Genomic DNA, 22,562 nt, shown 5'->3' on the forward strand with positions numbered 1-22,562 from the left:
GCCGTACGTTGAGCCTCTGATCGCCGCGCGAGAGAAGCTCGCGGGCGTTTTCAACATCCTGCTGAGCGTACATGAGCGGCCCGCCCCGATGAGGGGCGGGCCGTTCTGTTTCTTGGCATCCGCTCCCTCGGAGGTTATAATGCCACGCGTCTGGCGCTCCCCTTGTGAGCGAGCGCCATGGAGGGATACGTTTCCCGAGTGAACTAGTAAGCAACATTCGAGCGACGATACCGCTCCGGTACATCCACCACGACCGATAAGGGATATGCGCGCGATTATTTTCGATTTCGACGGTGTCATCGCCGATACCGAGCCCCTGCACTTTGCGGCACTGCAACAGGTGCTGGCCGACATCGGAATCACGCTCACTGAAGCCGCGTACTATGCCGACTATTTGGGCTTCGACGATCGTGGCTGCTTCACGGCCGCGCTCCAGGCCAATCAACGTCCGATCACGCCGCCGCTGCTCAAAGACCTCATGGCCCGCAAGGCAACGGCCTATCTCGCCGCCGTCAGGCAACGACTGGTGATTTTTCCCGGCGTGCGGGAACTGGTGCAAGAAGCGTCGGACCGTTACCACTTGGCCATTGCCTCCGGTGCCTTGCGGCCGGAAATCGAACTCATTCTCGAGGAAGCCGGCATCCGGAAACAGTTTCGCCACATCACGAGCGCGGAGGACGTGACCCGAGGCAAACCGGCGCCGGATCCTTTCCTCCACGCGCTCGAGGGGCTCAATCGGGTGGATGGTCGCGCAGCCCTGCATGCGAGAGACTGTCTGGTCATCGAGGATTCCCTTCCCGGCATCCGCGCCGCCAAGTCCGCGGGGATGAGGGTACTGGCCGTAGCCAACACCCACACGGTCCAAGACCTGGCGGAGGCCGACGCCATCACCCATTCGCTGACGGAAACCAGCCTGGCGGAATTGCGGCAACGGCTCTGGGGCACGGCGGATCAGCGGCCATGAGGATCTGCTCGCTTGTTCCGGGGGCAACCGAAGTGGTGGCGGCATTGGGATTGGCTCGCGATCTGGTCGGCATCAGCCACGAGTGCGACTATCCTGCGTCCGTGAACAGCGTCCCGGTAATGGTTCGGCCCAACATCGACAGCGGGCGGTTGAGCAGCGCGCAAATCGACGCGGAAGTCGGCGCCCTCCTCTCTTCCCATCGCTCTCTGTATGAATTGGACGAGCCGGGCTTTCGCGCCGCCGCACCGGATCTCATCATCGCGCAAGACCTTTGCGACGTCTGTGCCATCACGCCGCCGCAACTGCAACAGCTCATCCGCGACCTCACCCCGCAACCGACGGTGCTGTCTCTATCGCCGCATCGCCTGGCGGACATTCTCGACGATGTGTCGGTCATCGGACGCGCACTTCAGTACGAACAGCAGGCGTCAGCCTTCGCGGCCGGATTGCGCCGACGCCTCGAGCAGGTGAGTCAGGCGGTGGCCGCCGCCAAGCGCCCCAGAGTCGTCTGCCTGGAATGGCTCTCACCGCTCTATGTCGCGGGCCATTGGGTGCCCGACATGGTGACGGCAGCCGGGGGCGCGGATGCCTTGGGCGTGGCGGGCGAACCGTCCCGGCGAGTCACATGGGCCGAGGTTCGGGCGGCCGACCCGGACGTGGTCCTGCTCATGCCCTGCGGATTTTCGATTCCACGAGCTCTGACTGAGCTGACGACGCTCACCAACGAACCGGAGTGGGCAAGCCTCCGCTCCGTCCGGAACGGAGCCGTCTTTCTCATGGACGCGATTTCCTGCTTCAGCCGTCCCGGCCCTCGAGTCGTCGACGGCATCGAAGCACTCGCCGGCCTCCTTCATCCTGACTGTGTCCAGGCTCCTCCCGCCGAGAGGGCGCTGAGCCTGCAGGCACTGGTCGGCCAGAAGACATGACACCAGCACAAGCCCAGGATTACTGCACGACGCTCACCAAGCAGAGCGGCAGCAATTTCTACTATTCGTTCTTGTTCCTGCCGAAGGCCCGACGCGAAGCCATGTACACGGTCTACGCCTTCTGCAAGGAAGTGGACAACGCGGTCGACGAGCCTCCGCCCGGCAGCAACCCGCAGCATGAACTCCAGCGATGGCGCAAGGAATTGGATGCGGCCTACCAAGGCACCCCGACCTTTCCCGTAACCGTCAGCCTGGCGCAACATGCCAAGGAACTCGGCATTCCGAAAGCTTATTGCGAGGAACTCATCAAAGGCGTGGAGATGGACCTCAGCCGTCTGCGCTACGCTACATTCGACGATCTGTCGCTCTACTGTTACCGGGTTGCCTCAGTCGTGGGGCTCATCTGCCTCCACGTATTCGGCGCGACCTCGCCGCGGGCGCAAGACTATGCCGTGAACTTGGGGATGGCTTTTCAATTGACCAACATTCTCAGGGACGTCGGCGGGGACGCGGAGGCCGGGCGCATCTACCTCCCGCAGGAGGACTTGGCGCGCTTCAAATATACCGAGGCGGATCTGTTGAGCCGCCGGGAAACCGCCGCGTTCACCGAGTTGATGCGATTCGAGGTGGAACGAGCCAAGGAGTATTACGCCAAGGCCAAACGCGCTCTGGAGTCATTGTCTCCGCAAGAACAGCGCGCCCTGACCGTCGCGGAAATCATGCGGGCGGTCTACAGCCGGATCCTGCAACGCATCGAAGAATCCGACTACCGAATCTTCGGACCGCGCATCTCACTCAAGCCCAGCCACCGCCTTGCGCTCGCTGCGGGCGTGTGGCTCCGCTCCCGCTTTCAACGCGCCGCTTCATGAGCGGCCAGGTGCTCATCCTGGGTGGAGGCATCGCGGGACTGACCGCGGCCCTGCACCTGCGTGAGCGCGGCTTTCAGGTGACGGTGACCGAGCAGGCCCCGCACGTCGGAGGCCGCCTCAGCCATGCACCGCCGCCCATGCTCCTTGGGGCCCACACCGCCACCTGGGCGCTGCTCAAAGAGCTGGAACAAGAGCCCTCGCTGCAACGGCTGCGGCATACTCCGATCGAATTTCTTCAGGCCGACGGCGGACGCGTCCAGTTTCTGCATCTCCCCCTACCTTCGCCGTTGAATACGCTGCTCGGCACGACTCTCTTCCAGGGACTCTCCATGCGGGACCGCTGGCACCTCCTGTCATTCTTGGAGCGGACGTGGGAACAGGATCCCCCGCTCCCGAACGATCTCGAAATGCGTAGCGCCGACGAGTGGCTTGCCGGGATCGGACAGTCCGAACAGGCGCGGCGCGGCGTCTGGAATACCCTCTCCCGATTTCTGCTCGGTGCGTCGCTGGCGCAAGCGTCCGCCGCCATCTTCATGCGAACCCTGCGGCGAAGCTTCTTTACCGGTGCGCGCGCCACCAAAATGATCGTTCCCCAGCAGAACGCCGCAGCCTGCCTGATTGCGCCTCTCAAGGCTCGACTCGATGCCATGGGAGTCGTATTCCAATTCAATAGGACGGCGAGTCACATTCGATTCGATTCCGATCGAGTCTCTTCCGTTCAATTTACCGATCGTCAATCGTTTACGGCCGACTGGTATATCAGCGCCTTACCGCGTCGGCATCTCACCGCTCTGCTCTCGGAACGGGTCGTGACGCACTATGCCTATTTCCAACAACTTGGACGCCTCACGGAATCGCCGCTGGTCCTCGTGCACCTCCACCTTGACCAGCCGAGTACGGAGACGCAGGTCACGCTCCTCGAACAGCGCCCGTTCCATTGGCTGATCTGCCAGCCGGATCACACGCTGCAAGCCCAGACCTCCAACGTCTGGGCCGTTGCAGTGGGGGCTCCTGAGTTAGCGGCCAAGGACGACCGGGATCTGATCAGCATGGCCACCGAAGAGGTACGACGCGCTTTCCATTCCCCAATCCCGGCGCCGATCCTGCGATCCCGATGCCATCGCGAGGAGCGAGGCATCCTCGACGTGGGTCCCGGCGCACAACAACACCGCCCCCTTCCGCAAAGTCCCTTTCGAAATTTCCTGATCGCAGGCGATTGGACCGACACAGGGTGGCCGGCGGTGCTGGAATCCGCCATCCTGAGCGGCCAACGCTGTGCGGCAGCGGTGGGAGCCTAGCGCTCATCTTCTGATTGAGGGTAGTAACGTGATCGAGGAAGGAGTACAAGAAGTGATGCAGCAGAAGAGACAGCTGCCGACCGCGCGTATTCTCTGGAATGCTGGGACCTTGCGGATGCGAGTGTTGGCCGCTTGCGCGGCCCTGCTCCTCCTGGCCGGTTGCCGATCTTCCGCAGCCCCGATCCCACCGAGAGAACGGACCGAGGCGGAGATTCAGCGCGACCTCTACGAATGCGACCGATTGGCATCACTCGGCAACGAACATCACTTCTGGGGCTCCGGTCCACCGGGATCTCAAAGCCCGTATAGCCCCGGAGGTTATCGCGACAACCTCCGCCAGTGGAACGGCATGACCGCGACGAACATGTCTCGTGAAACCTGCCTGGCCTCGAAAGGCTACCGGGTCGAGTAGTCCGACGGCTACGAATCGAGCACGGTAGCCCGTTCCTCCACCATTGACATCCCCACCTGCCGAGCCTAAGATGCGCTCCAATCTTTTCGGCGGGATCCATGCAGGCTTCTCTCACACCGCTCCAACAGCTCGCCGCCTCACTCCACAACTGTCAGCGCTGCAAACTGGCCAAGCTCGGCCGCAGCCAGGTGGTCTTCGGTGTGGGGAACCCCCATGCCTCGATCATGTTCGTGGGGGAAGCGCCCGGGCAAAACGAAGATCTCAAGGGCGAGCCCTTCGTCGGCGCGGCGGGGAAGCTGCTGAACGACCTGCTGCAATCGGCGGGGCTCTCGCGCGATGAGATCTACATCGCCAACGTCATCAAGTGCCGCCCCCCGAACAATCGGGACCCGGAACCGGACGAAGTGGATACCTGTAAGCCGTTCCTGCTCCAGCAAATCCAGATGATCCGTCCGAAGCTGGTGTGTACGTTGGGCAACTGGGCGACTCAGACCCTGCTCGAACGTAAGGTGGGGATCACGAAGGTGAAGGCCCAGGCGTTTTACTTGAAAGATTTTGTGATCTTCCCCCTGCTGCACCCGGCAGCGGCGCTGCACCAGGGAAACCTGCTCCCGGTGCTCAAGGAAGATTTCAAGAAGCTGAAAGACTTTTTGGACAAGCACTCCCAGTCGACCGCAAACACCACAACTCAGCCTGCAGCTCCTTCACCAGCTCGTTCGCTGCACATCGAGCCTCCGGCAGCACCGGCCCAACAAATGGATCTCTTCTCGTAGACGCGTCTCTCGTGGCCCATATCTCGTCGCTCGCCACTCCTTCTGCGATGGAGGAAATGCCGCGCGCGACGACAGATGCGCTGAATGGGAAGCAGGACCCGCAGGAACTGGATTCGGTGTAGGTCAAACGAATCCAATTGAGCGACATGTACATTCGAGCGGGTGCCGCGGCGATCTGGCGCCCCGCTGCGCGCAGCGTAAGGGCCCCACTGGGTGATGGGTGGAGCGAGGCCGGACGCGCTGGATTGGGTATGAGACCTGCGGTGGTCGTGGACCACTGAGCAAATTGTGGCTAAAACGAAAATGCCGCGAGACCACTAGATAGCGGCATCGCGGCAATCCGCAACCGTCTGACCGGTAAGTACTAGGCTTTCGATTCGATCTTTTCCGACTTCTCGGAGTCCGCAGCCTCGCCGCCGTCTTCTTCGGCCGGCTTTTCCTCTTCCGGCTGTTCGAACCAGGCCACCAACATTTCTTCCCACCAGGCCTCGTCCACCGAAGGGCCCGGATCGGTGCCTAAGAAGGCGACGTCGTCCTTGGTGATGCCCTCGCCCACCTGATTCGGCTGGAACTTGGCGCGGTCGATGACTTCCTTGGTGGCGTAGCCGCCGATGATCCAGGAATCCGGATCGGCCCGCCGAGACTTATAGGCTTTGAGCCCGAGCTTCAGATACATGAAGATCTTTTGCTGCTGCTCGTCGCCGACCCCGCTCTGCGGTAGGCTGAGCGTTTTTTCGATCTTCTTTCTCCAATGCCGATCGTCATAGCGCGACGTGATCAGCTGGAGCATCAATTTTCCCAGTTCCGCATCAAGTGCCATGTTCCCTCTCCGGTTGCTCGTCTTCGTGAAGATCGACCGTATCGCGAAGCCCTTCGGCCTCCAACAGTTCCTTGGCAGCCTTATGCTGCGCGACCGGCACGTGAAAAAACAACCCCGTGTACGTCCCCCCGAAGAGGGTACCGAGGATGGAATCGTTCCGGTACTCTTCCAACTCAACGGCATAGTCGACGCCCGCACCGTTCAGGGTCGACTCAGCCGCCTCTGCGTCCCTCGTCGTGCCGGCGATGTAGACCAGGCCGAGCGGCTCCGCAAATGACGCCAACCCTCGTCGTGCCATTCCGGCCCACCTGCCTCAGGCCTTGAGGTATTGCTGAAAAAACGCCATCGCCCTGCCCCAGGCATCCTTGGCCTCCGCCGGACGATAGACTTCTTTCCGCGTATCGTTGAAAAACGCGTGCGTCGCCCCGGGGTACGTTTTGATCTCACCAACCTTCTGGTACTTTTTCAGGGCCCCGGCCAACCGTTGCACGTCGGCCTTCGTGATCCAGCCATCGTCTTCGCCGTAAATGTAGAGAATGGGGCAGGCCAACTGCTGCAGGGGCGCATCCGGATTCGGCACCTGTCCATAGAAAGGAACGGCGGCCTTCAACTCCTTCGTCTCGCAAGGCAGCCGCAACGCATACGATCCCCCCATACAGAATCCCATGACCCCCAAGCGGGCGGCATCGACTTCCGGCACGGACTTGAGGTAGGTGATCGTGGCCAAGAGATCTTTGATCCCGTCTTCCTGCTTCAGCCGGTTCATCAACTCACCGGCTTCGTTCGGATTCTTTGTCACGACGTGACCGAAGCGCGAGTAGAGATCCGGTGCGATGGCCACGTAGCCGGCAGCGGCGCAGCGGCGGGCAATGTCCTTCACATGGTCATTGAGCCCCCACCACTCCTGCACTACGATCAGCGCGGGAAGTTTGCCTTTACTATCCGGTGCCGCCACATAAGACGACAATTGGACGCCCGCTCCGGGAAATTGCACCGTCGTCTCGCGAATGGTCCCCAAGGTACCTCCAGAACTGACTAGCGCCGGTGGCGCGAACTGACTCTCCGCAGGATGCTCAAAAAGTTCGTGCGGCCGGCGGTAAAAGGGTTAGACCCGATCATGCGGCTCTCACCATATGCCATACGCCATCAGCTATGGGCTCTTAGGATCCGGCGATGGTCATGTCCGCCAGCTTGATCGTCGGACTCGCTACACGGCCGCGAAAAACCAAATCCGAGCCGATCGTTTCAATCCCGGCATACATGCGCTTCAGGTTGCCGGCGATCGTGATCTCCTCAACCGGGTAGGCCAATTCTCCGTTCTCGATCCAGAACCCGCTGGCCCCGCGCGAATAATCGCCTGTGACCATATTGATGCCGAAGCCGATCAGATCCGTGACATACAGTCCATGCTTCACCGAGGCGATGATTTCCTCCGGGCTCTTGGTGCCGGGGACCATGTAAAAATTGGTCGGGCCTGCGGAGGGGCTTTCGCCGATGCTGCGCGAGGCGTTGCCCGTCGAAGGCAGTCCCAGCTTCTTCCCCGAGTAGGTATCGAGCAGATAGCTGGTCAGCCGCCCCCGTTCGACCACAGCCTGCTTCCGGGTCGGCAAGCCTTCTCCGTCAAACGGGCGCGTACCGAGACCGCCCGGCAATCGGCCGTCATCATAAATCGTCACGAACTCCGGCGCGATCTGCTGGCCCAATTGCCCGATCAAGAACGAGGCCCCCTTGTACAGTGCGTATCCGGACAAACCGCTGCAGAGATGGCCGAGCAGGCTGCCCGCTATTTCCTGTTCGAAAATCACCGGCGCGCTGCAAGTCGGGACCTTGCGCGCCCCAAGCCGGCGGAGGGTGCGACGCGCCGCCTCTTTTCCGATCACATCGGGGCTCTCCAATTTGGCGAACGACCGATGCACACCGTACCAGTAGTCACGCTGCATCCCGCCCGCGTCGGATGCGACGGGTGTCACCGAGAGAGAAAAGCTGCTGTTTCGGTACTGACCGAGAAACCCGTGGCTGTTGGCCAAGACGATTCGGCCGGACGACGAGTCACAATCGGCGCCCTCGCTGTTCGTAATCCGCGGGTCTGCCGCGAAAGCCGCACGCTCGGCCCGCAACGCGAGGTCGATCTGCTGATCCGTCTGCAGCGTGGTGGGGTCGTAAATTTGCAGGTCGCCGCATTCGCCCGCATACTGTCCCGGCTCCGGTAGTCCGGACACCGGATCTTCGACGACGGCCTGTGCCAGCGCACAGGTTTCCCCCACGAACCGATCCAACGCCTCGCGCGAAAAATCCGAGGTCGAAGCGCTCGCAGACCGGGCGCCGAAGAACACGCGCAGGCCCAGCCGCTTTTCTTTCGCCTTGGTCAAACGATCCACCGCCGCCATTCGAACTTGGACCGACAGCGTCTCGCCGTCGGCGACCATGACGTCCGCGGCCGTGGCACCGCATTGCTTGGCGCGAGCCAGCAGATCCTGCGCCAACTCTCGATAGTCCCATTGCGTGGTCAGTTGTGTCATCGTTTATGCCTTGGTTCCGCCGACGGTGATTTCATCGATCTTGATCGTCGGCAGCCCGACGCCGACCGGCACCGACTGGCCGTCCTTGCCGCACGTTCCAATCCCTTCATCCAACCTCAAATCGTGTCCGACCATCGACACCTTCGTCAGGATCTCAGGCCCATTGCCGATCAAGGTCGCGCCCTTCACGGGCTTGGTCACCTTTCCATCCTCGATCAGGTAGGCCTCGCTGGCGGAAAACACGAACTTGCCGTTGGTAATGTCCACTTGGCCGCCGCCGAACGAAACGGCGTACAGCCCCTTCTTGACGGACTTGATGATGTCCTGCGGGTCGGATTCCCCTGCCAGCATGAACGTGTTGGTCATCCGCGGAAGCACGACGCTCTGGTAGCTCTCGCGCCGTCCATTGCCGGTCAACGGAATCCCCATCAACTTCGCATTCAACTTGTCCGTGATATAGCCGCGGAGGATGCCCCGTTCGATCAAGACGGTTCGGCCGGTGGGGGTTCCTTCGTCGTCGATGTTCAACGAGCCTCGACGAAACGGCAAGGTGCCGTCATCTACGATCGTACAGACTTCCGACGCCACCTTTTTGCCGACAAGGCTGGAGAAGGCCGACGTCTTCTTGCGATTGAAGTCTGCCTCAAGGCCGTGACCGATGGCCTCATGGAGCAGAATGCCGGGCCAGCCGCCGCCCAACACGACAGGCATAACGCCGGCCGGAGCATCCACTGCGCTGAGGTTGAGGATCGCCTCCCGGGCCGCTTCACGGGCAAACTGCAAGAATCGCTGGCCATCCCGGAAGTAATCCAGACCGACTCGTCCACCGCCGCCGAACGTCCCCACCTGCCGATTGCCGTTGTCTTCCGCGATGCAGGTGACTTGAAGGCGAGACAGGGGCTGCATGTCTCCGACCATCATGCCGTCCGAGGTGGCAACGACCATGATCTTGTATTCAGTATTGAACGCCGCCATGACGTTCTTGATGCGAGGGTCGTAGCGCCGCGCTTCGGCATCGATGGCGTTGAGCAACTCGACCCGGTCCTTCGTCGCGACCTCGATATTGGCCCGCTCGTGCGGGTACAGGTTCCGGGCCAGCGGAGGCCGGTGAGTCACCGCAACCGGCGTCGTGCCCTGGCTGGACTGCGCAATGTACCGGGCCGTGTCGGCTGCGATTTCCAAGTCTTTCTTGGTCAGTTCATCGGAGTAGGCAAAACCGGTCTTCTCACCCGAGATTGCACGCACGCCCACGCCCTGACCGATATTTTTTGTCGCCCGTTTGACGATCCCCTCTTCCATGGAGACCGACTCGGATTGACAGTATTCGAAGTAGAGGTCGGCATAGTCGACGTTCGACACCTTCACCCGACCCAAGGCCTGCTCGACTTCTCGATCACTGACACCAAAGCGTGTCAGCGATCCGGACTGCTCAGTCGCCATGATACGTTCTCCTTGTGACCGGCTTCATTGGACCCTCCGCGGCGCAAGTTCGCTCGGACCGCAAACGGCTACCATTGGAAGGTTGGTCGTTCAGAAGGGGGTTCGTCACCGACCGTGAAACATTTTGTCGCGTTCGACGGTGCGCGAGTATAGCCCATTCATTTCCTGAGCCGCAATGCGAATGCGCTCGAACCATCTGCAATTACAGCGAAATCCGGAAATTTCGTTTGACTTTCTCATGTCCCGAGTCTAGACTCACTTTACCCTCCGGATCAGCTCCAAAGAAAGGGTAAACACACCGCTCCATGAATGATTCTCGCTCGCAGGATATCGAACCTCCTTCAGATTCCGACCTGCTCTCCAAACTCGATCCCGATATGCTTCCCAAACACCTCGCCGTCATCATGGACGGCAACGGGCGCTGGGCGGAGTTGCGTGGGCTTCCACGGATCGCTGGTCACCAGGAAGGCATCAAGTCGGTTCGCGAGCTCATTTCGCTGTCCCTGGAGTTGGGCATCAAGATCCTGACGATCTACGCGTTCTCACAAGAGAATTGGAACCGGCCGGCCCAGGAAATCAGCGCGTTGATGGGGCTCCTGGAACATTACCTTTCGACGGAGCGATCAAGTCTCATCGAGCAGGGCGTGCGATTCCGGACGATCGGTCGAGTCTCGTCGCTTCCGGCCAACGCCCTCCACTGGGTGAATACCACCGAGCGGGAAACCGCACACCTGAATAAGTTGGTCTTGAATGTCGCCCTGAGCTACGGCGGACGGGCGGAAATCGTCGATGCCGCCAAGGATCTTGCACGCGCCGTGCAGAGCGGCCGTCTCGGGATCGACCAGATCAACGAGGCCTCGTTTCAGCAGCGTCTGTACACGCAGGATACCCCGGACCCCGACCTGCTGATTCGCACCAGCGGCGAAACGCGTATCAGTAACTTCCTGCTCTGGCAATTGGCCTACACTGAGTTGTATTTTACCCCGACGCTCTGGCCGGACTTCCGGCGCCGCGAAACGCTGGTCGCGTTGCTCGAATACCAGCGCCGCGAACGCCGTTTCGGACGCGTCATGAGCAGCATCTCCTCCTAACCTCCATTGCCAAGCCTGGGAACCCTCGTGAGCACTGCCGGTCCCGTGACGTCTCCCAACGCGGTTCCCGCCGCCAAGACCGAGTTCGATCCCCGTCGGCTCTATACGGCGCTGGTGCTGATTCCCAGCCTCTATGCCATCATCCGCTACCTGCCTCCGATGGCTTGTACGGTCCTGGCATTTGTCATTGCTGCGCTGGCCCTGACCGAATTCTATCGCCTGTGCCTCGGCGAACGCGCGAGCCGCCTGTTGATGGGCATTGGGTATGGAATCACCGGGCTCTGGTTTGCCGGGTATCACTTAGGGGGACTCGGCATTGACACCCTGTTTCTGGCCGTCGTGCTTACGCTCTTGATTCCCCTCGTAACGACGGCCGGCATCCAGCATCGGGTCGCCGACAGCGCCGTCACGGTCATGGGCATCCTGTACATCGGCGGAGCCATGAGTTATCTGATCCGGCTGCGGGGCTATCCGGGCGGAGAGCTGATGATTCTGTTCGTGCTGCTTGCGACCATTGCCTCCGACACCGGCGCCTATTATGTCGGCAAGACCCTCGGGCGGCACCCGCTCGCGCCAAGCATCAGCCCCAAGAAAACGATCGAGGGTTTGATCGGAGGTCTCGCGCTGACGGTGGCGGCCGTCTACGTGGCGCGGGCCTGGTTTCCCGTTTGGGAATTGACCCTACTGGATTCGCTTATCCTCGGCACAATCCTCACGCTGGCTGGTCTGGCCGGCGACCTGACGGAGTCGGCCGTCAAACGCTCGGTCGGCGTCAAGGATTCCGGTGGACTGTTGCCCGGCCATGGTGGCATGCTCGATCGGATCGACAGTTTGTTGTTCACCGCGCCGGCTTTTTACTACTATCTGTGGCTCAATGGGGTCACGCCCCCCTGACGGGCTCGGCGGAACCCGAGTGAGGAAATCGCTATGAAGAACATCATCATCCTTGGCGCCACGGGCTCCATCGGCACCAATACCCTGGACATCGTCGCGCGGTTCCCGAATGAATTCCGCGTCATCGGTCTGACCGCCGGCTCCAACGATGAGAAGCTCGAAGAGCAGATCCGTCAGTTCCGGCCAAAAATGGCGGCATTGGCCAACGAAGCGGCGGCGGCTCGATTGCGGGATCGCTGCGCGGACCTGCCGGTTCAGATTCTCTCGGGGAACGAAGGCGTCCGGGAAGTGGCACAGGCAGCCGGCGCGGAGTTGGTGGTGTCGGCGATCGTGGGCGGGGCCGGGCTCGTGCCGACCTTGGCCGCCATCCGCAGCGGGAAACATATCGCCCTGGCCAACAAGGAACCGATGGTGATGGCCGGTAAGTTGATGCAGGAAGAGGCGCGTAAACACGACGTCCGCATCCTGCCCGTCGATAGCGAGCACAGTGCGATTTTTCAGTCCCTCGAAGGCCACCGGCTCGACGACGTTAAGCGACTGATCCTCACCGCCTCCGGCGGACCACTCTGGGACTTCTCGATGGAACAGTTGCAGACCGTCAGTCCGGAGCGGGCGCTCCAGCACCCCAACTGGAAAATGGGCTCCAAGATCACCATCGACTCCGCCACCTTGATGAACAAGGGGTTGGAGGTCGTGGAAGCGCGCTGGCTCTTCGATCTCCCCGAGACCAAAATCGAAGTCCTGGTTCATCGGGAGAGCATCATCCATTCTTTGGTAGAATATATCGATCGATCGATGATCGCGCAGTTGGGCTTGCCGGACATGCGCACCCCGATCTCTTACGCGATGCGGTATCCTGAGCGGATGCCGCTGGAACTGCCCTCGCTGGAACTGGCGGAGATCGGCAAATTGACCTTTTTCAAGCCCGACCACGAACGGTTTCCCTGTCTGGGGCTCGGATATGAGTCGTTACGCATCGGCGGCACCATGCCGGCCACGATGAACGCGGCGAATGAAATCGCCGTCGAAGCGTTCCTGCAGGGCGGAATTCGTTTTATGGATATTCCGGACATCATTCGGAGTACAATGGAATCGCACGTGGTGCAATCGATCGACAGCCTGGATCACGCCCTGGAAGCCGACCGGTGGGCTCGGGAAAAAGCCGAGTCGCTGGTTCATTCGTTGACGCGGTAACACCCCGCACACCAAGGAGTCTGCCCGTGGGAACAGCCTTTGCCTGGTCGCCTGACGTGGTGTCGTTCCTCAGCCACTGGGCCCTTCCCTTCCTCGTCGTACTCGGCGTCCTGGTCGCCTTCCATGAAATGGGCCACTTCCTGGCCGCACGCTGGGTTGGGGTCAAGGTGCTCAAGTTCTCGCTCGGATTCGGCCCCAAAATCTTCGGGCGCCAGATCGGCGAGACCGAATACCTCTTGTCCGTGGTCCCGCTGGGCGGGTACGTCAAACTATTCGGCGAGGACGAAAACGAGACGATTTCGCCGGAAGATAAGCGGCGCGCGTTCGCTCACCAATCGCTCTGGGGCAAGACGTTGATCGTGGCCGCCGGTCCGATCTTCAACTTCATCCTGGCCTATCTTATTTACACGGTATACATCGGCCTCGGTTATTCGCTGCCGGTGCCCAGTTTCAAGGACATCATCCCCGAGATTGAAGCGGTCCTTCCAGGCTCTCCCGCCGATCAAGCCGGCCTCAAGCCCGGCGACAAGATCATCCGGGTGAACGAAAAAGAGATTTCCACCAGCGCCGAGCTGATGAAGGCGATCGCCGTCAGCAACGGAAAGCAACTCACGCTGGACCTGACGAGGGGCCAACAGGTCAAGACCGTGTTGGTCACGCCGAGCAAGACGACCGTTCAGGAGGGCGGAAAGCCGGTCGCGTTGTATCAATTGGGCATCGAGGAGCGTGCGCCGGTCATCACGGCCGTGATTCCAGGCTCCCGGGCCCAAGCGGCTGGGTTGCAACCCGGTGATCGGGTCGTGAAAATCGACAGCCGGGAAATCTTCACCTGGTCGCAAATGACGTCGATCGTGCGGGAGAGCCCGAACAAGGCGCTGCAGTTCGAAGTGCAGCGCATGGGAGGGGCACAGTCGGTCGCAGTCACTCCGATGGGAGAAAAGACAACCGTCGACGGCAACACGGTCGAGATCGGCAAGATCGGCATCTCGGCACAGAACCAGACCATTCTCCAAACCAACGAGCCGCTCAAGGCGCCGCTGCTCGGCGCCCAGGCCACCTGGGGATGGACCGAGCTGACCGTAGCCGGTATCTATAAGATCATCACCGGGGAGATTTCCCGCAAGAACATCGGTGGGCCGCTGACTATCGCCAAGACCGCGGGCGATGCGGCCGAGCAAGGCACTTCTAACCTGGTCTTCCTGATGGCCATGCTCAGCATCAACCTCGGCGTCTTGAACCTGTTGCCGATTCCCATTTTGGACGGAGGACACCTCTTGTTCTTCTTCATCGAGGCTGTGCGCCGGAAACCGTTGGAGGACCGTCAGCGCGAGTTGGCGCAGCAAGTCGGGTTGGTGCTCCTGGTCGGCATCATGATCTTTGCCTTCTGGAACGACATCGAGCGGTTGATTTCCCCCTAACGGGGGTGAACGGACTCAGTCGAGCGGCTTCCCGCCTGTGCGGGAAGCCGCCTTGCTCCGCGCGGGCTGTGGTTCCGCTGGACAGACAGTCCGCACATCCTGTATACCTGTCTCCCCGATAGCTTAGTGATGGACTCCTGATTCCGCATGCGCGTCTCCCAAACCCTCATCCCGACATTGCGCGACGATCCGGGCGAAGCCGAAACGGTCAGCCACCGGCTGATGTTGCGCGCCGGCATGATCCGTAAGGTCGCGGCCGGTATCTACACATACCTGCCGTTGGGTCTGCGCGTATTCCGGAAGATCGAACGAATTGTCCGCGAGGAAATGAACCGAGCCGGCGCACAGGAACTCCTGATGCCGATCGCGTCCCCCGCAGAATTGTGGCGGGAAACCGGACGATGGGATTTTTACGGCAAGGAACTCCTTCGCTTCAAAGACCGGCACGAGCGTGACTTCTGCCTCGGCCCGACGCATGAAGAGGTCATAACGGACCTGTTCCGGCGCGAAGTCCGGTCCTACAGACAAATGCCGCTCAACTTCTACCAGATCCAAACCAAGTTCCGTGATGAGATCCGCCCGAGATTCGGACTGATGCGCGGCCGCGAATTCATCATGAAGGACGCCTATAGTTTCGACCGCGACGAGGCCGGCGCCAGGCTCAGCTACCAAAAGATGTACGACGCCTACAACCGGATCTTCACCCGCTGCGGGCTCACATTCCGCCCGGTTGAAGCAGATACCGGTCTCATCGGCGGTACGTCGTCGCACGAATTCATGGTCTTGGCCGAAACCGGGGAAGAGACCATCGTCTACAGTCCCGAGGGCACCTACGCCGCCAACGTGGAGCGGGCCGAGGTACCACCGCCGCCGGCCGCTGCGTCGGAGCCGCTGCGTCCGATGACCGAAGTCAGCACGCCCAAACAGCGAACGGTCGACGAGGTGACGGCCTTCCTAAAGATTACGCCGCAGCAGCTCGTGAAGACACTCCTCTACAGCACGGGGAAGGACACGGTCGCCGTGTTGGTTCGTGGGGACCACGAGGTCAACGAGATCAAGGTCAAACGCCTGCTCAACGTCACGGACGTCGAACTGGTCAAACCTGAGCTGGTCCCCTCCCTGACCGGCGCGCCGGTCGGGTTTGCCGGACCGGTGGGACTCAAGCAGATCCGCATCTTGGCGGACCATGCCGTAAAAGTGATGACCAACTTCGTCGTCGGAGGCAACAAAGCGGACACGCACCTCGTCGACGTGAACGTCGGACGCGATTTCCAACCGGACCAATTTGCCGATCTGCGGAACGCCCAGGTCGGAGACCAGTCGCCGCGCCAGGACGGCACCTTGAAAACGGCCAAGGGCATCGAGGTCGGCCATGTGTTCATGCTGGGCACCAAATACAGCCAATCGATGAACGCCACGTTCTTGGATGATCAAGGCCAAGAACAGCTGGCGGTCATGGGCTGTTACGGTATCGGGGTCAGCCGAACTGCGGCGGCCTCCATCGAACAGAACCACGACGCGAAGGGCATCGTCTGGCCCGTTCCCATCGCCCCCTACCACGTGACCCTGATCCCGCTCGGCCAGTCCCAAGCCGTGTCACAGTTGGCTGAATCTCTGTACCGCTCGCTGGAGGGAGCCGGGGTCGAGGTCCTCTGGGACGACCGCGACGAACGGGCGGGGGTGAAGTTCAACGACGCCGATCTCATCGGCGCCCCGTACCACCTTGTCCTCGGCGAAAAAGGGTTGGCACAAGGGCAGGTCGAGGTGAAGGTCCGGAAAACCGGGGAAACGATCAAAGTCGCCCCGGATCAGGTCGTAGCCCATCTGTCCTCCCTCATCAAGGCTGCCTCCTAAGCCCACACGGCCGCGTCTCTCGTCTCATCGCTTCAGATCCAATCGCCGCCCAGCAGGAACCGTTCCAGAAATTGCCTTTTCCTTGCCTTGACTCCACATTGGGTTACACTGAGTCACATACGGGAACCCCCTTGCACCCTGCCCATCCCAATGGGGCAGAGACCGCCTGGTCGGCCGCCCGGTACTCGCGCCTCCGGTTTCAGGAGACCCGTCGATGCAGACAAAGCCGCTGTCCGGATTGAGCGATTCCACCCTGAAAAACGGGTTTGCCGAGAACGTCAAACGCCTCTCCACGCAAATCCAGGCCGCCACCGATATCGACCAGATCCTCCTCGACCTCCATCACGACATCCTCAGCTGCTTTGACGCCGAGGACCTGACACTGTTCGTCGTGGATGCCGAGAAGAAAGAGATCTTCTCGAAGATTCCTCATCTCGACAGTGTCCAGGAAGTCCGCACTCCGATTACCGAGACGAGCCTGGCAGGTTTTTGCGCCAAGTATCTCCGCCCGGTCAATGTGGCCGACGCATACAACCAGGCTGAATTGGCCCTGGTCCACCCCGCATTGGCCCACGACACAAGCTACGACAAAAAGACCGGATTCAAGACCAAGCAGGTCCTCACCTACCCGATCGTCGCCGAGAACAAATACTTGATGGGCGTGATCCAACTGCTGAACAAGAAAAGCGGCGGCCGTTTCACACGAAAGGATGAGGAATCGGCCGCGGAGATCGCCAAGGCCTTGGGCACGGCATTCTACGGCCTGCGCAAGACCTCGAAGAAGGCTCCCACCAAATTCGACTACCTCCTCTCGAACAACAAGATCTCGCAGCAGGACTTGGACCAGGCGATTGCCGAGGCGAGAAAAAACGCAACGGATCTGGAGGCGATGCTCATCGACAAATTCAAGGTCCCGAAGGCCGACCTTGGAAAATCGCTAGCGCAATTCCACAAGTGTCCATACATCGAGTACAGCGAGCGCACGATCGTCGACGTGGAATTGCTCAAGAACCTGAACGTCGACTACCTGAAAAAGAATCACTGGATGCCGCTGAAACGGGACCGCGCGGCCATCGAAATCCTCACCGACGATCCGGGTGACCTGGATCGCGTCCAGGACATCAAACGGACGTTTCCCGGGCTCAACATCCGGTTCGCCGTCAGCCTGCGTCGCGACATCACCCAATTCCTCTCCAGCGCCACCGGCACCCCGGAAGCTACCTCGAAGCTCAACGAGAATGTCTCCGACATCTTGGGTGAATTGGTCAACGAATCTCAGCTGGAAGCGGCGGAAGACGCGGCCACGGCCGGGATGGACGAGAACGACAGCGCCATCGTCCGGCTCGCCAACCAAATCATCGCCGACGCGTTCCGCATGAACACGTCCGACATCCACATCGAGCCCTACGGCGAGAGGCGGGATACGTTGGTACGCTTCCGGGTCGACGGTGAGTGTTTCGAGTACATGAAGATTCCGCCCAGTTACCGTCGCGCCATCGTGTCGCGCCTGAAGATCATGGCAAGCCTCGACATCGCGGAACGGCGGAAACCCCAGGACGGCAAGATCAAATTCAAGATCGGCGAAAACAAAGAAATCGAGCTTCGCGTGGCGACGATCCCCACCGCCGGCTACAACGAAGACGTGGTCATGCGTATTCTGGCCGCGAGCGAGCCCCTGCCGTTGGACAAGATGGGCTTCTCTGACCGCAACCTGCGCGAAATCAAGAGCATCGCCGAAAAGCCGTACGGCATTATTCTCTGCGTCGGTCCGACCGGTTCCGGTAAAACGACGACCCTGCACTCGGTCCTCGGGCACATCAATACTCCCGACATCAAGATCTGGACCGCCGAGGACCCGGTCGAAATCACGCAATACGGCCTCCGCCAGGTGCAGGTCCATCCCAAGATCGGCTTTACCTTCGCCGCCGCGATGCGGGCGTTCCTCCGGGCCGACCCGGACGTGATCATGGTCGGCGAAATGCGAGACAAAGAAACCGCTGACACCGGCATCGAGGCCTCACTCACCGGCCACTTGGTGCTGAGCACTCTCCACACCAACAGCGCCGTGGAAACGATTACACGCTTGCTGGACATGGGTTGCGACTCGTTCAGTTTCGCCGACGCGATGTTGGGAGTCCTCGCGCAACGGTTGGCGCGCCGCATATGCAAAGAGTGTAAGGAGGCCTACCAGCCCACCAAGGAAGAATACGAGGAACTGCGGCAGGGCTATGGCCCGGACTACTGGGATAAACTTGGCGTGAAGTTCGACGGCGCCTTCAAGCTTTACCGCGGCAAGGGCTGCGAAACCTGCAACCGTACGGGACTGAAGGGCCGCGTCGCGCTGCATGAGCTACTGTTGGGCACCGACCCCATGAAGCGGCTTATCCAGAACAAGGCCAGGACCGAGGAGATGCTGAAACTCGCCATGGAAGAAGGGATGACGACCCTGGTGCAGGACGGCATAAATAAAGTGCTGCAGGGCCACACGACCTACAAGGAAGTGAAGGCCGTCGCCATCAAGTAGCCACGTGCACGAGCCCCCGGCGGTCAGGGGACCGGCCGGGGATTCGCTCTCCCCGCCCACTCCGACTCCAGCCGCGCGACCTCGTCTTTCCGTCCGGATCGAGCGGCGCACTCGACCGCCTGGCGCAACGCCGCTTCAGCCTGCTTCATGTCGTCTTGCGCCAAATAGCCGCGATAGGCCCGTTCGGCATAGACGGCCCCTCGATCGGGAAATCCCCGCAGCACCGCAAGACGGGCAAGCCGCAGCAAGTCCCCCGCAATCGCCGAACGTCGCTCGGCCGCCCGATCGAGCTCCAGAGCACGCTCGTATTCCTGTTGAGCTCGATCGAATTCATCTTTCGCCTCCGCAAGCAATCCCAGATTCACATGGTTACTGGCCTCGGCCTCAGCCTGTCCCTGGGCATGATTGAGGTCCAACGCCCGGCGAAAGTAGTCTTCCGCCTGCGTCAGATCGCCTTTGGCCCGGTAGAGGAGCCCCACGTTGTTGAGGAGGACGGCCTCTGCACTGCGGTCGCCGGCACGACGTGACAGCTCCAGCGCCTGATCATACCGTTGCTCCGCTTCCGTCAACCGGCCTGCCATCTGTTCTGCCGCTCCCAAGGAGGCCAGGCTTTCCAGGAGTAGAGACGAATCCCCCAGCTGCTCAGACAATTGCACGGCATACCGATGCCGATCGCGAGCCTCTGCCGTCAAGCCCCGTTCCATCGCTATGCGCCCAAGATCGTTCAGGACCAGCGTCAAACTGCTTCTGTCATCGAGACTTTCAGCCGTGCGCCGGGCAGCCTGAAACGATTCCTCCGCGCGCGCCAGTTCCCCACGCAGCAACCAGCGATCGCCCTCCGCGCGCAGGGCTTGGAGTTGCGACGCCAGCGGCCCTGGCGGCGGCGCTGCGGAAGGAGTCGGTGGCGGCGGGGAACCGGCACAGCCCGACCAGAGCCCGACGGCCAGCCATGCGAACAATACGAACCGATATGGCGATCCTCCCGTCATCGGTGGAGCTGATCTCCTCGAAGACTCTTCATCGCGCCGGCCGGCGGCACCGCCGGAGCCGACGGCGCCGGCCCGGCATTTTGGGCAAAGCGGTTGAACGGAAAGGTCTGTTTGGCGCCGCGAACCAGAAGCGACATATCGCTCAGCGTCGTTTGGGCAGTCTGCACGACCGGTACCAATTCCTGACTCAAGTCCCGCACCGAATCGGAAAGTTGGCGGACGCTGCGCAGGGTCTCCTGAGTGCTCTCGATAATGGCAGGAAGCTTGCCCGTACTTTGCCGCACGTCCAGCGTCATGCGATCGACCACTCCTAACGTCCGCTGAATTGAGTTCGTCATGTTCGGCAAGGCTGTCGATGCCTGCTCCACCGACGCCACCGTCCGCTGAACAGACGCCATGACGGTCGGCAACTCTTGCGTGGCCAAGGCAACCTGTTCGAGCGCTTTGCCTCCCGCCTTGAGGCTGCCTTGAAGATCCTGCGTCATGGTTTCGACCCTCAGGAGAGTCTGCTTCACCGCAGCCAGCACCGGCTGCACTTCATTGATCAAATCGCCAATGTCCTTTGGTTCGACGGCCCTGATCGTTGCCCCATCCTGCAATACGGGACTGCTTTCCGTTCCCATCGCGATGTCGACCTGAGTTTGGCCTACGACCACGCCGCTCTTGGTCACGGACAACTCCGAGTTCTCCTTCACCATGCCTTGGTAGCGGGTCCGCAGAAGCAGGTGAAGATTGACCGTCCCACGTTCATTCAAATCCACCCGTTCCACCCGCCCGATCGGAATCCCCGACACGACCACAGGAGCGCCCGGTTCGAGCCCATACGACTTGCTGAGACTGGCCTGTAGCTGGTACTTCGCCTCGAACAAATGTTCCACCTTTGACATGAGAAATCCTGCGACGATCAGGATCACCAGCGGGATTACCACGAATGTCCCCACGATCTGGGCAATTCGGCTGCTGGAGAGCTGATGAGAATAGTGCATCTTCATAAATGACCTCGCTGGGTCGAGCGACCCACTTTACTCCACATACCGTCGGAGGTCGGGATCGGCGGCCGCGCGCACCGTTTCGATAGGCCCATCCAGCACGATTCGCCCATCCCGAACCGCCGTCACCCGATCGGCGGCCTCAGCCAAGGACGACCAGGCACGCAGGGTCATGAGCACAGCCAATGGCTTGGCCGCTCTGGCCTTCTCGAGATACGACCGCACGGTGGATAGCAACTCCACATCCAACCCTTCCACTGGATCGTCGAGCAGGAGGACATCGGGATCCGACACCAGCGCCCGCACGATAGCAGCCCGCCTGATCTCCCCCACGTTCAGCTGGGCCGGAAAACGATCCCGCGCCGATACAAGGTCCATGCGCTCCAGATGCTTTGTCACCGTCCGCTCGATATCCGCGGCGGTCCAAGACGATCGGTGATACCGCAAGGGCAAGGCGACATTGTTGAACAGGGTCATATTGCTCAAGAGCCCCGGCGGCTGCAATGCCGCGCCGACACGGAGTCGCAACGCCGTCAGTTGCTCCTCCGAACCGGCAGTCCAAGATTTTCCCAGCACCAGCACGCCCCCCTCGTCCGGCTCCAGCAGCCCGGCCGCTAACCCGAGGATGATGCTCTTGCCGGCCCCACTGGGCCCCACCAACACCACCCATTCACCGGCGCCGACTCGCCAATCTAGTTCGAGGGAGAAAGGACGATCGGCCAACGTCGCCCGAACCCGCTCGAAGATCACCGCCTCGCCGCTCATAGGTACAGCGGCACCGTAATGACCACATCCGCAATGAGACAGATCACAAACGAGTTGATCATCGCCCTGGTCGTCTGTTGCGGCACTTCCGTAAACGACGACTGAACCGAGAGCCCATGGTGGCAGCAGATCGCCGCGACCGCGGCCCCGAACAAGAGGCCTTTGGATGCGGTCACGATCACATCAGTCATCGACAAGGCCCTGAAGACGCCGTCGATAAAGGCCGGGAAGGGCACGGTTAATTTGACCTTGGCCACGAGATACCCCCCCAGGATCGCGACGACGTCGAAATACAACGTCAGACAGATCATCGACACGACCATTCCTACCATGCGCGGCATGATCACGAAACGGCTGATCGGAATTCCCATGAGCCGCAGCGCCGTCACCTCGCGGTTGACGGACATGTTCCCCAATTCCGTCGCAATCGCGGTGCCGGAGCGCCCGACCACGATGAAGGCCGTCAGGAGCGGACCGAGCTCACGTATGACTGTGAGCACGATAATGCTGCCGATCAGTCCTCCGGCTCCCAACAACGGGAGTTGCGTCCCGGCCTGGGTGATGATGAGGATGCCGACGAGCAGCGCGATGATGCTTGTCACAGGCAACGCGTCGACCCCTGTGAACAGAATTTGCCTGGTGATGACCCGCAGCGTCTCACTGCGTCCGTGTCTGGCGGGAACGACTAGATCGATGACGGCCTGGGAACAGAGCGTGGCGAGAGCAGCCAGATAGGCATAGGCCGCGATGGTTTTGGACCCGATCCATTCGAGCATGGGGTTATGCGCGTCCGCTCCCGCGCCAGGATTCGGCCGTGAACGCC

The 22,562-nt window shown here is 61.0% G+C and carries 21 protein-coding genes; 12 read left to right on the forward strand and 9 right to left on the reverse strand.

Annotation, left to right across the window (positions count from 1 at the left end; genetic code table 11):
• Positions 1–265 precede the first annotated feature (265 nt).
• From KF814_04035 to KF814_04060, 6 genes are all read left to right on the forward strand, one after another.
• Entirely contained in the window at positions 266–964 is a 699-nt protein-coding gene (locus KF814_04035; protein ID MBX3235301.1) for an HAD family phosphatase, read from the forward strand.
• A complete protein-coding gene (locus KF814_04040; GenBank protein MBX3235302.1) occupies positions 961–1,890 on the forward strand; it encodes a cobalamin-binding protein in 930 nt (309 codons plus the stop codon). Before KF814_04035 ends, KF814_04040 begins: the two co-directional genes overlap by 4 nt.
• Positions 1,887–2,759 (forward strand): presqualene diphosphate synthase HpnD, encoded by an 873-nt coding sequence (hpnD, locus tag KF814_04045; GenBank protein ID MBX3235303.1) that lies wholly within the window; start codon positions 1,887–1,889, stop codon positions 2,757–2,759. The genes KF814_04040 and hpnD overlap by 4 nt, the downstream gene beginning before the upstream one ends.
• On the forward strand, positions 2,756–4,057 hold the full coding sequence (locus KF814_04050) for an FAD-dependent oxidoreductase (protein ID MBX3235304.1): 1,302 nt from the start codon (positions 2,756–2,758) through the stop codon (positions 4,055–4,057). The genes hpnD and KF814_04050 overlap by 4 nt, the downstream gene beginning before the upstream one ends.
• Before the next feature lie 55 nt (positions 4,058–4,112).
• The gene (locus tag KF814_04055) at positions 4,113–4,469 is read left to right on the forward strand and encodes a hypothetical protein (GenBank protein ID MBX3235305.1); all 357 of its coding nucleotides are present in this window, start codon (positions 4,113–4,115) and stop codon (positions 4,467–4,469) included.
• Between the two features lie 98 nt (positions 4,470–4,567).
• Positions 4,568–5,242, forward strand: a complete 675-nt coding sequence (locus tag KF814_04060) for a uracil-DNA glycosylase (protein ID MBX3235306.1) — start codon at positions 4,568–4,570, stop codon at positions 5,240–5,242.
• Between the two features lie 364 nt (positions 5,243–5,606).
• Here the strand turns inward: KF814_04060 and KF814_04065 are convergent, their stop codons facing one another.
• The 5 genes from KF814_04065 to tldD all read right to left on the reverse strand — a co-directional run bounded on the left by KF814_04065 (position 5,607) and on the right by tldD (position 10,021).
• Positions 5,607–6,062 (reverse strand): hypothetical protein, encoded by a 456-nt coding sequence (locus tag KF814_04065; GenBank protein ID MBX3235307.1) that lies wholly within the window; start codon positions 6,060–6,062, stop codon positions 5,607–5,609.
• Positions 6,052–6,360: a hypothetical protein gene (locus KF814_04070; protein MBX3235308.1), complete on the reverse strand. Its 309-nt coding sequence runs from the start codon at positions 6,358–6,360 to the stop codon at positions 6,052–6,054. The genes KF814_04065 and KF814_04070 overlap by 11 nt, the downstream gene beginning before the upstream one ends.
• A gap of 15 nt (positions 6,361–6,375) precedes the next feature.
• Positions 6,376–7,080 (reverse strand): dienelactone hydrolase family protein, encoded by a 705-nt coding sequence (locus tag KF814_04075; protein MBX3235309.1) that lies wholly within the window; start codon positions 7,078–7,080, stop codon positions 6,376–6,378.
• A 142-nt stretch (positions 7,081–7,222) separates the two neighbouring features.
• A complete protein-coding gene (locus KF814_04080) occupies positions 7,223–8,581 on the reverse strand; it encodes a TldD/PmbA family protein (GenBank protein MBX3235310.1) in 1,359 nt (452 codons plus the stop codon).
• A 3-nt stretch (positions 8,582–8,584) separates the two neighbouring features.
• Positions 8,585–10,021: a metalloprotease TldD gene (gene tldD, locus KF814_04085; GenBank protein ID MBX3235311.1), complete on the reverse strand. Its 1,437-nt coding sequence runs from the start codon at positions 10,019–10,021 to the stop codon at positions 8,585–8,587.
• A gap of 305 nt (positions 10,022–10,326) precedes the next feature.
• Between tldD and KF814_04090 the strand changes: the two genes are divergently transcribed.
• From KF814_04090 to KF814_04115, 6 genes are all read left to right on the forward strand, one after another.
• Positions 10,327–11,112 carry an isoprenyl transferase gene (locus tag KF814_04090; GenBank protein ID MBX3235312.1) on the forward strand — a complete coding sequence of 262 codons (786 nt, stop codon included), beginning with the start codon at positions 10,327–10,329 and terminating at the stop codon, positions 11,110–11,112.
• Between the two features lie 27 nt (positions 11,113–11,139).
• Complete coding sequence (locus KF814_04095; protein ID MBX3235313.1) at positions 11,140–12,006, forward strand: phosphatidate cytidylyltransferase; 867 nt, start codon at positions 11,140–11,142, stop codon at positions 12,004–12,006.
• A 33-nt stretch (positions 12,007–12,039) separates the two neighbouring features.
• Positions 12,040–13,200 carry a 1-deoxy-D-xylulose-5-phosphate reductoisomerase gene (locus KF814_04100; GenBank protein ID MBX3235314.1) on the forward strand — a complete coding sequence of 387 codons (1,161 nt, stop codon included), beginning with the start codon at positions 12,040–12,042 and terminating at the stop codon, positions 13,198–13,200.
• A gap of 26 nt (positions 13,201–13,226) precedes the next feature.
• Positions 13,227–14,618, forward strand: coding sequence for an RIP metalloprotease RseP (gene rseP / locus KF814_04105; protein MBX3235315.1), 1,392 nt, complete (start codon positions 13,227–13,229; stop codon positions 14,616–14,618).
• Positions 14,619–14,765: 147 nt separating this feature from the next.
• Positions 14,766–16,472, forward strand: a complete 1,707-nt coding sequence (locus KF814_04110; GenBank protein MBX3235316.1) for a proline--tRNA ligase — start codon at positions 14,766–14,768, stop codon at positions 16,470–16,472.
• Between the two features lie 214 nt (positions 16,473–16,686).
• The gene (locus KF814_04115) at positions 16,687–18,996 is read left to right on the forward strand and encodes a GspE/PulE family protein (GenBank protein MBX3235317.1); all 2,310 of its coding nucleotides are present in this window, start codon (positions 16,687–16,689) and stop codon (positions 18,994–18,996) included.
• Positions 18,997–19,019: 23 nt separating this feature from the next.
• Here the strand turns inward: KF814_04115 and KF814_04120 are convergent, their stop codons facing one another.
• From KF814_04120 to KF814_04135, 4 genes are read right to left on the reverse strand one after another with little or no spacing between them, the layout of a single operon-like run.
• Complete coding sequence (locus tag KF814_04120) at positions 19,020–19,985, reverse strand: tetratricopeptide repeat protein (GenBank protein MBX3235318.1); 966 nt, start codon at positions 19,983–19,985, stop codon at positions 19,020–19,022.
• The gene (locus tag KF814_04125; protein ID MBX3235319.1) at positions 19,982–20,977 is read right to left on the reverse strand and encodes an MCE family protein; all 996 of its coding nucleotides are present in this window, start codon (positions 20,975–20,977) and stop codon (positions 19,982–19,984) included. The genes KF814_04120 and KF814_04125 overlap by 4 nt, the downstream gene beginning before the upstream one ends.
• Positions 20,978–21,007: 30 nt before the next feature.
• Entirely contained in the window at positions 21,008–21,739 is a 732-nt protein-coding gene (locus KF814_04130) for an ATP-binding cassette domain-containing protein (GenBank protein MBX3235320.1), read from the reverse strand.
• Entirely contained in the window at positions 21,736–22,515 is a 780-nt protein-coding gene (locus KF814_04135) for an ABC transporter permease (GenBank protein MBX3235321.1), read from the reverse strand. The genes KF814_04130 and KF814_04135 overlap by 4 nt, the downstream gene beginning before the upstream one ends.
• Positions 22,516–22,562: the final 47 nt, after the last annotated feature.

Source organism: Nitrospiraceae bacterium (assembly GCA_019637075.1).
GTDB lineage: Bacteria > Nitrospirota > Nitrospiria > Nitrospirales > Nitrospiraceae > JAHBWI01.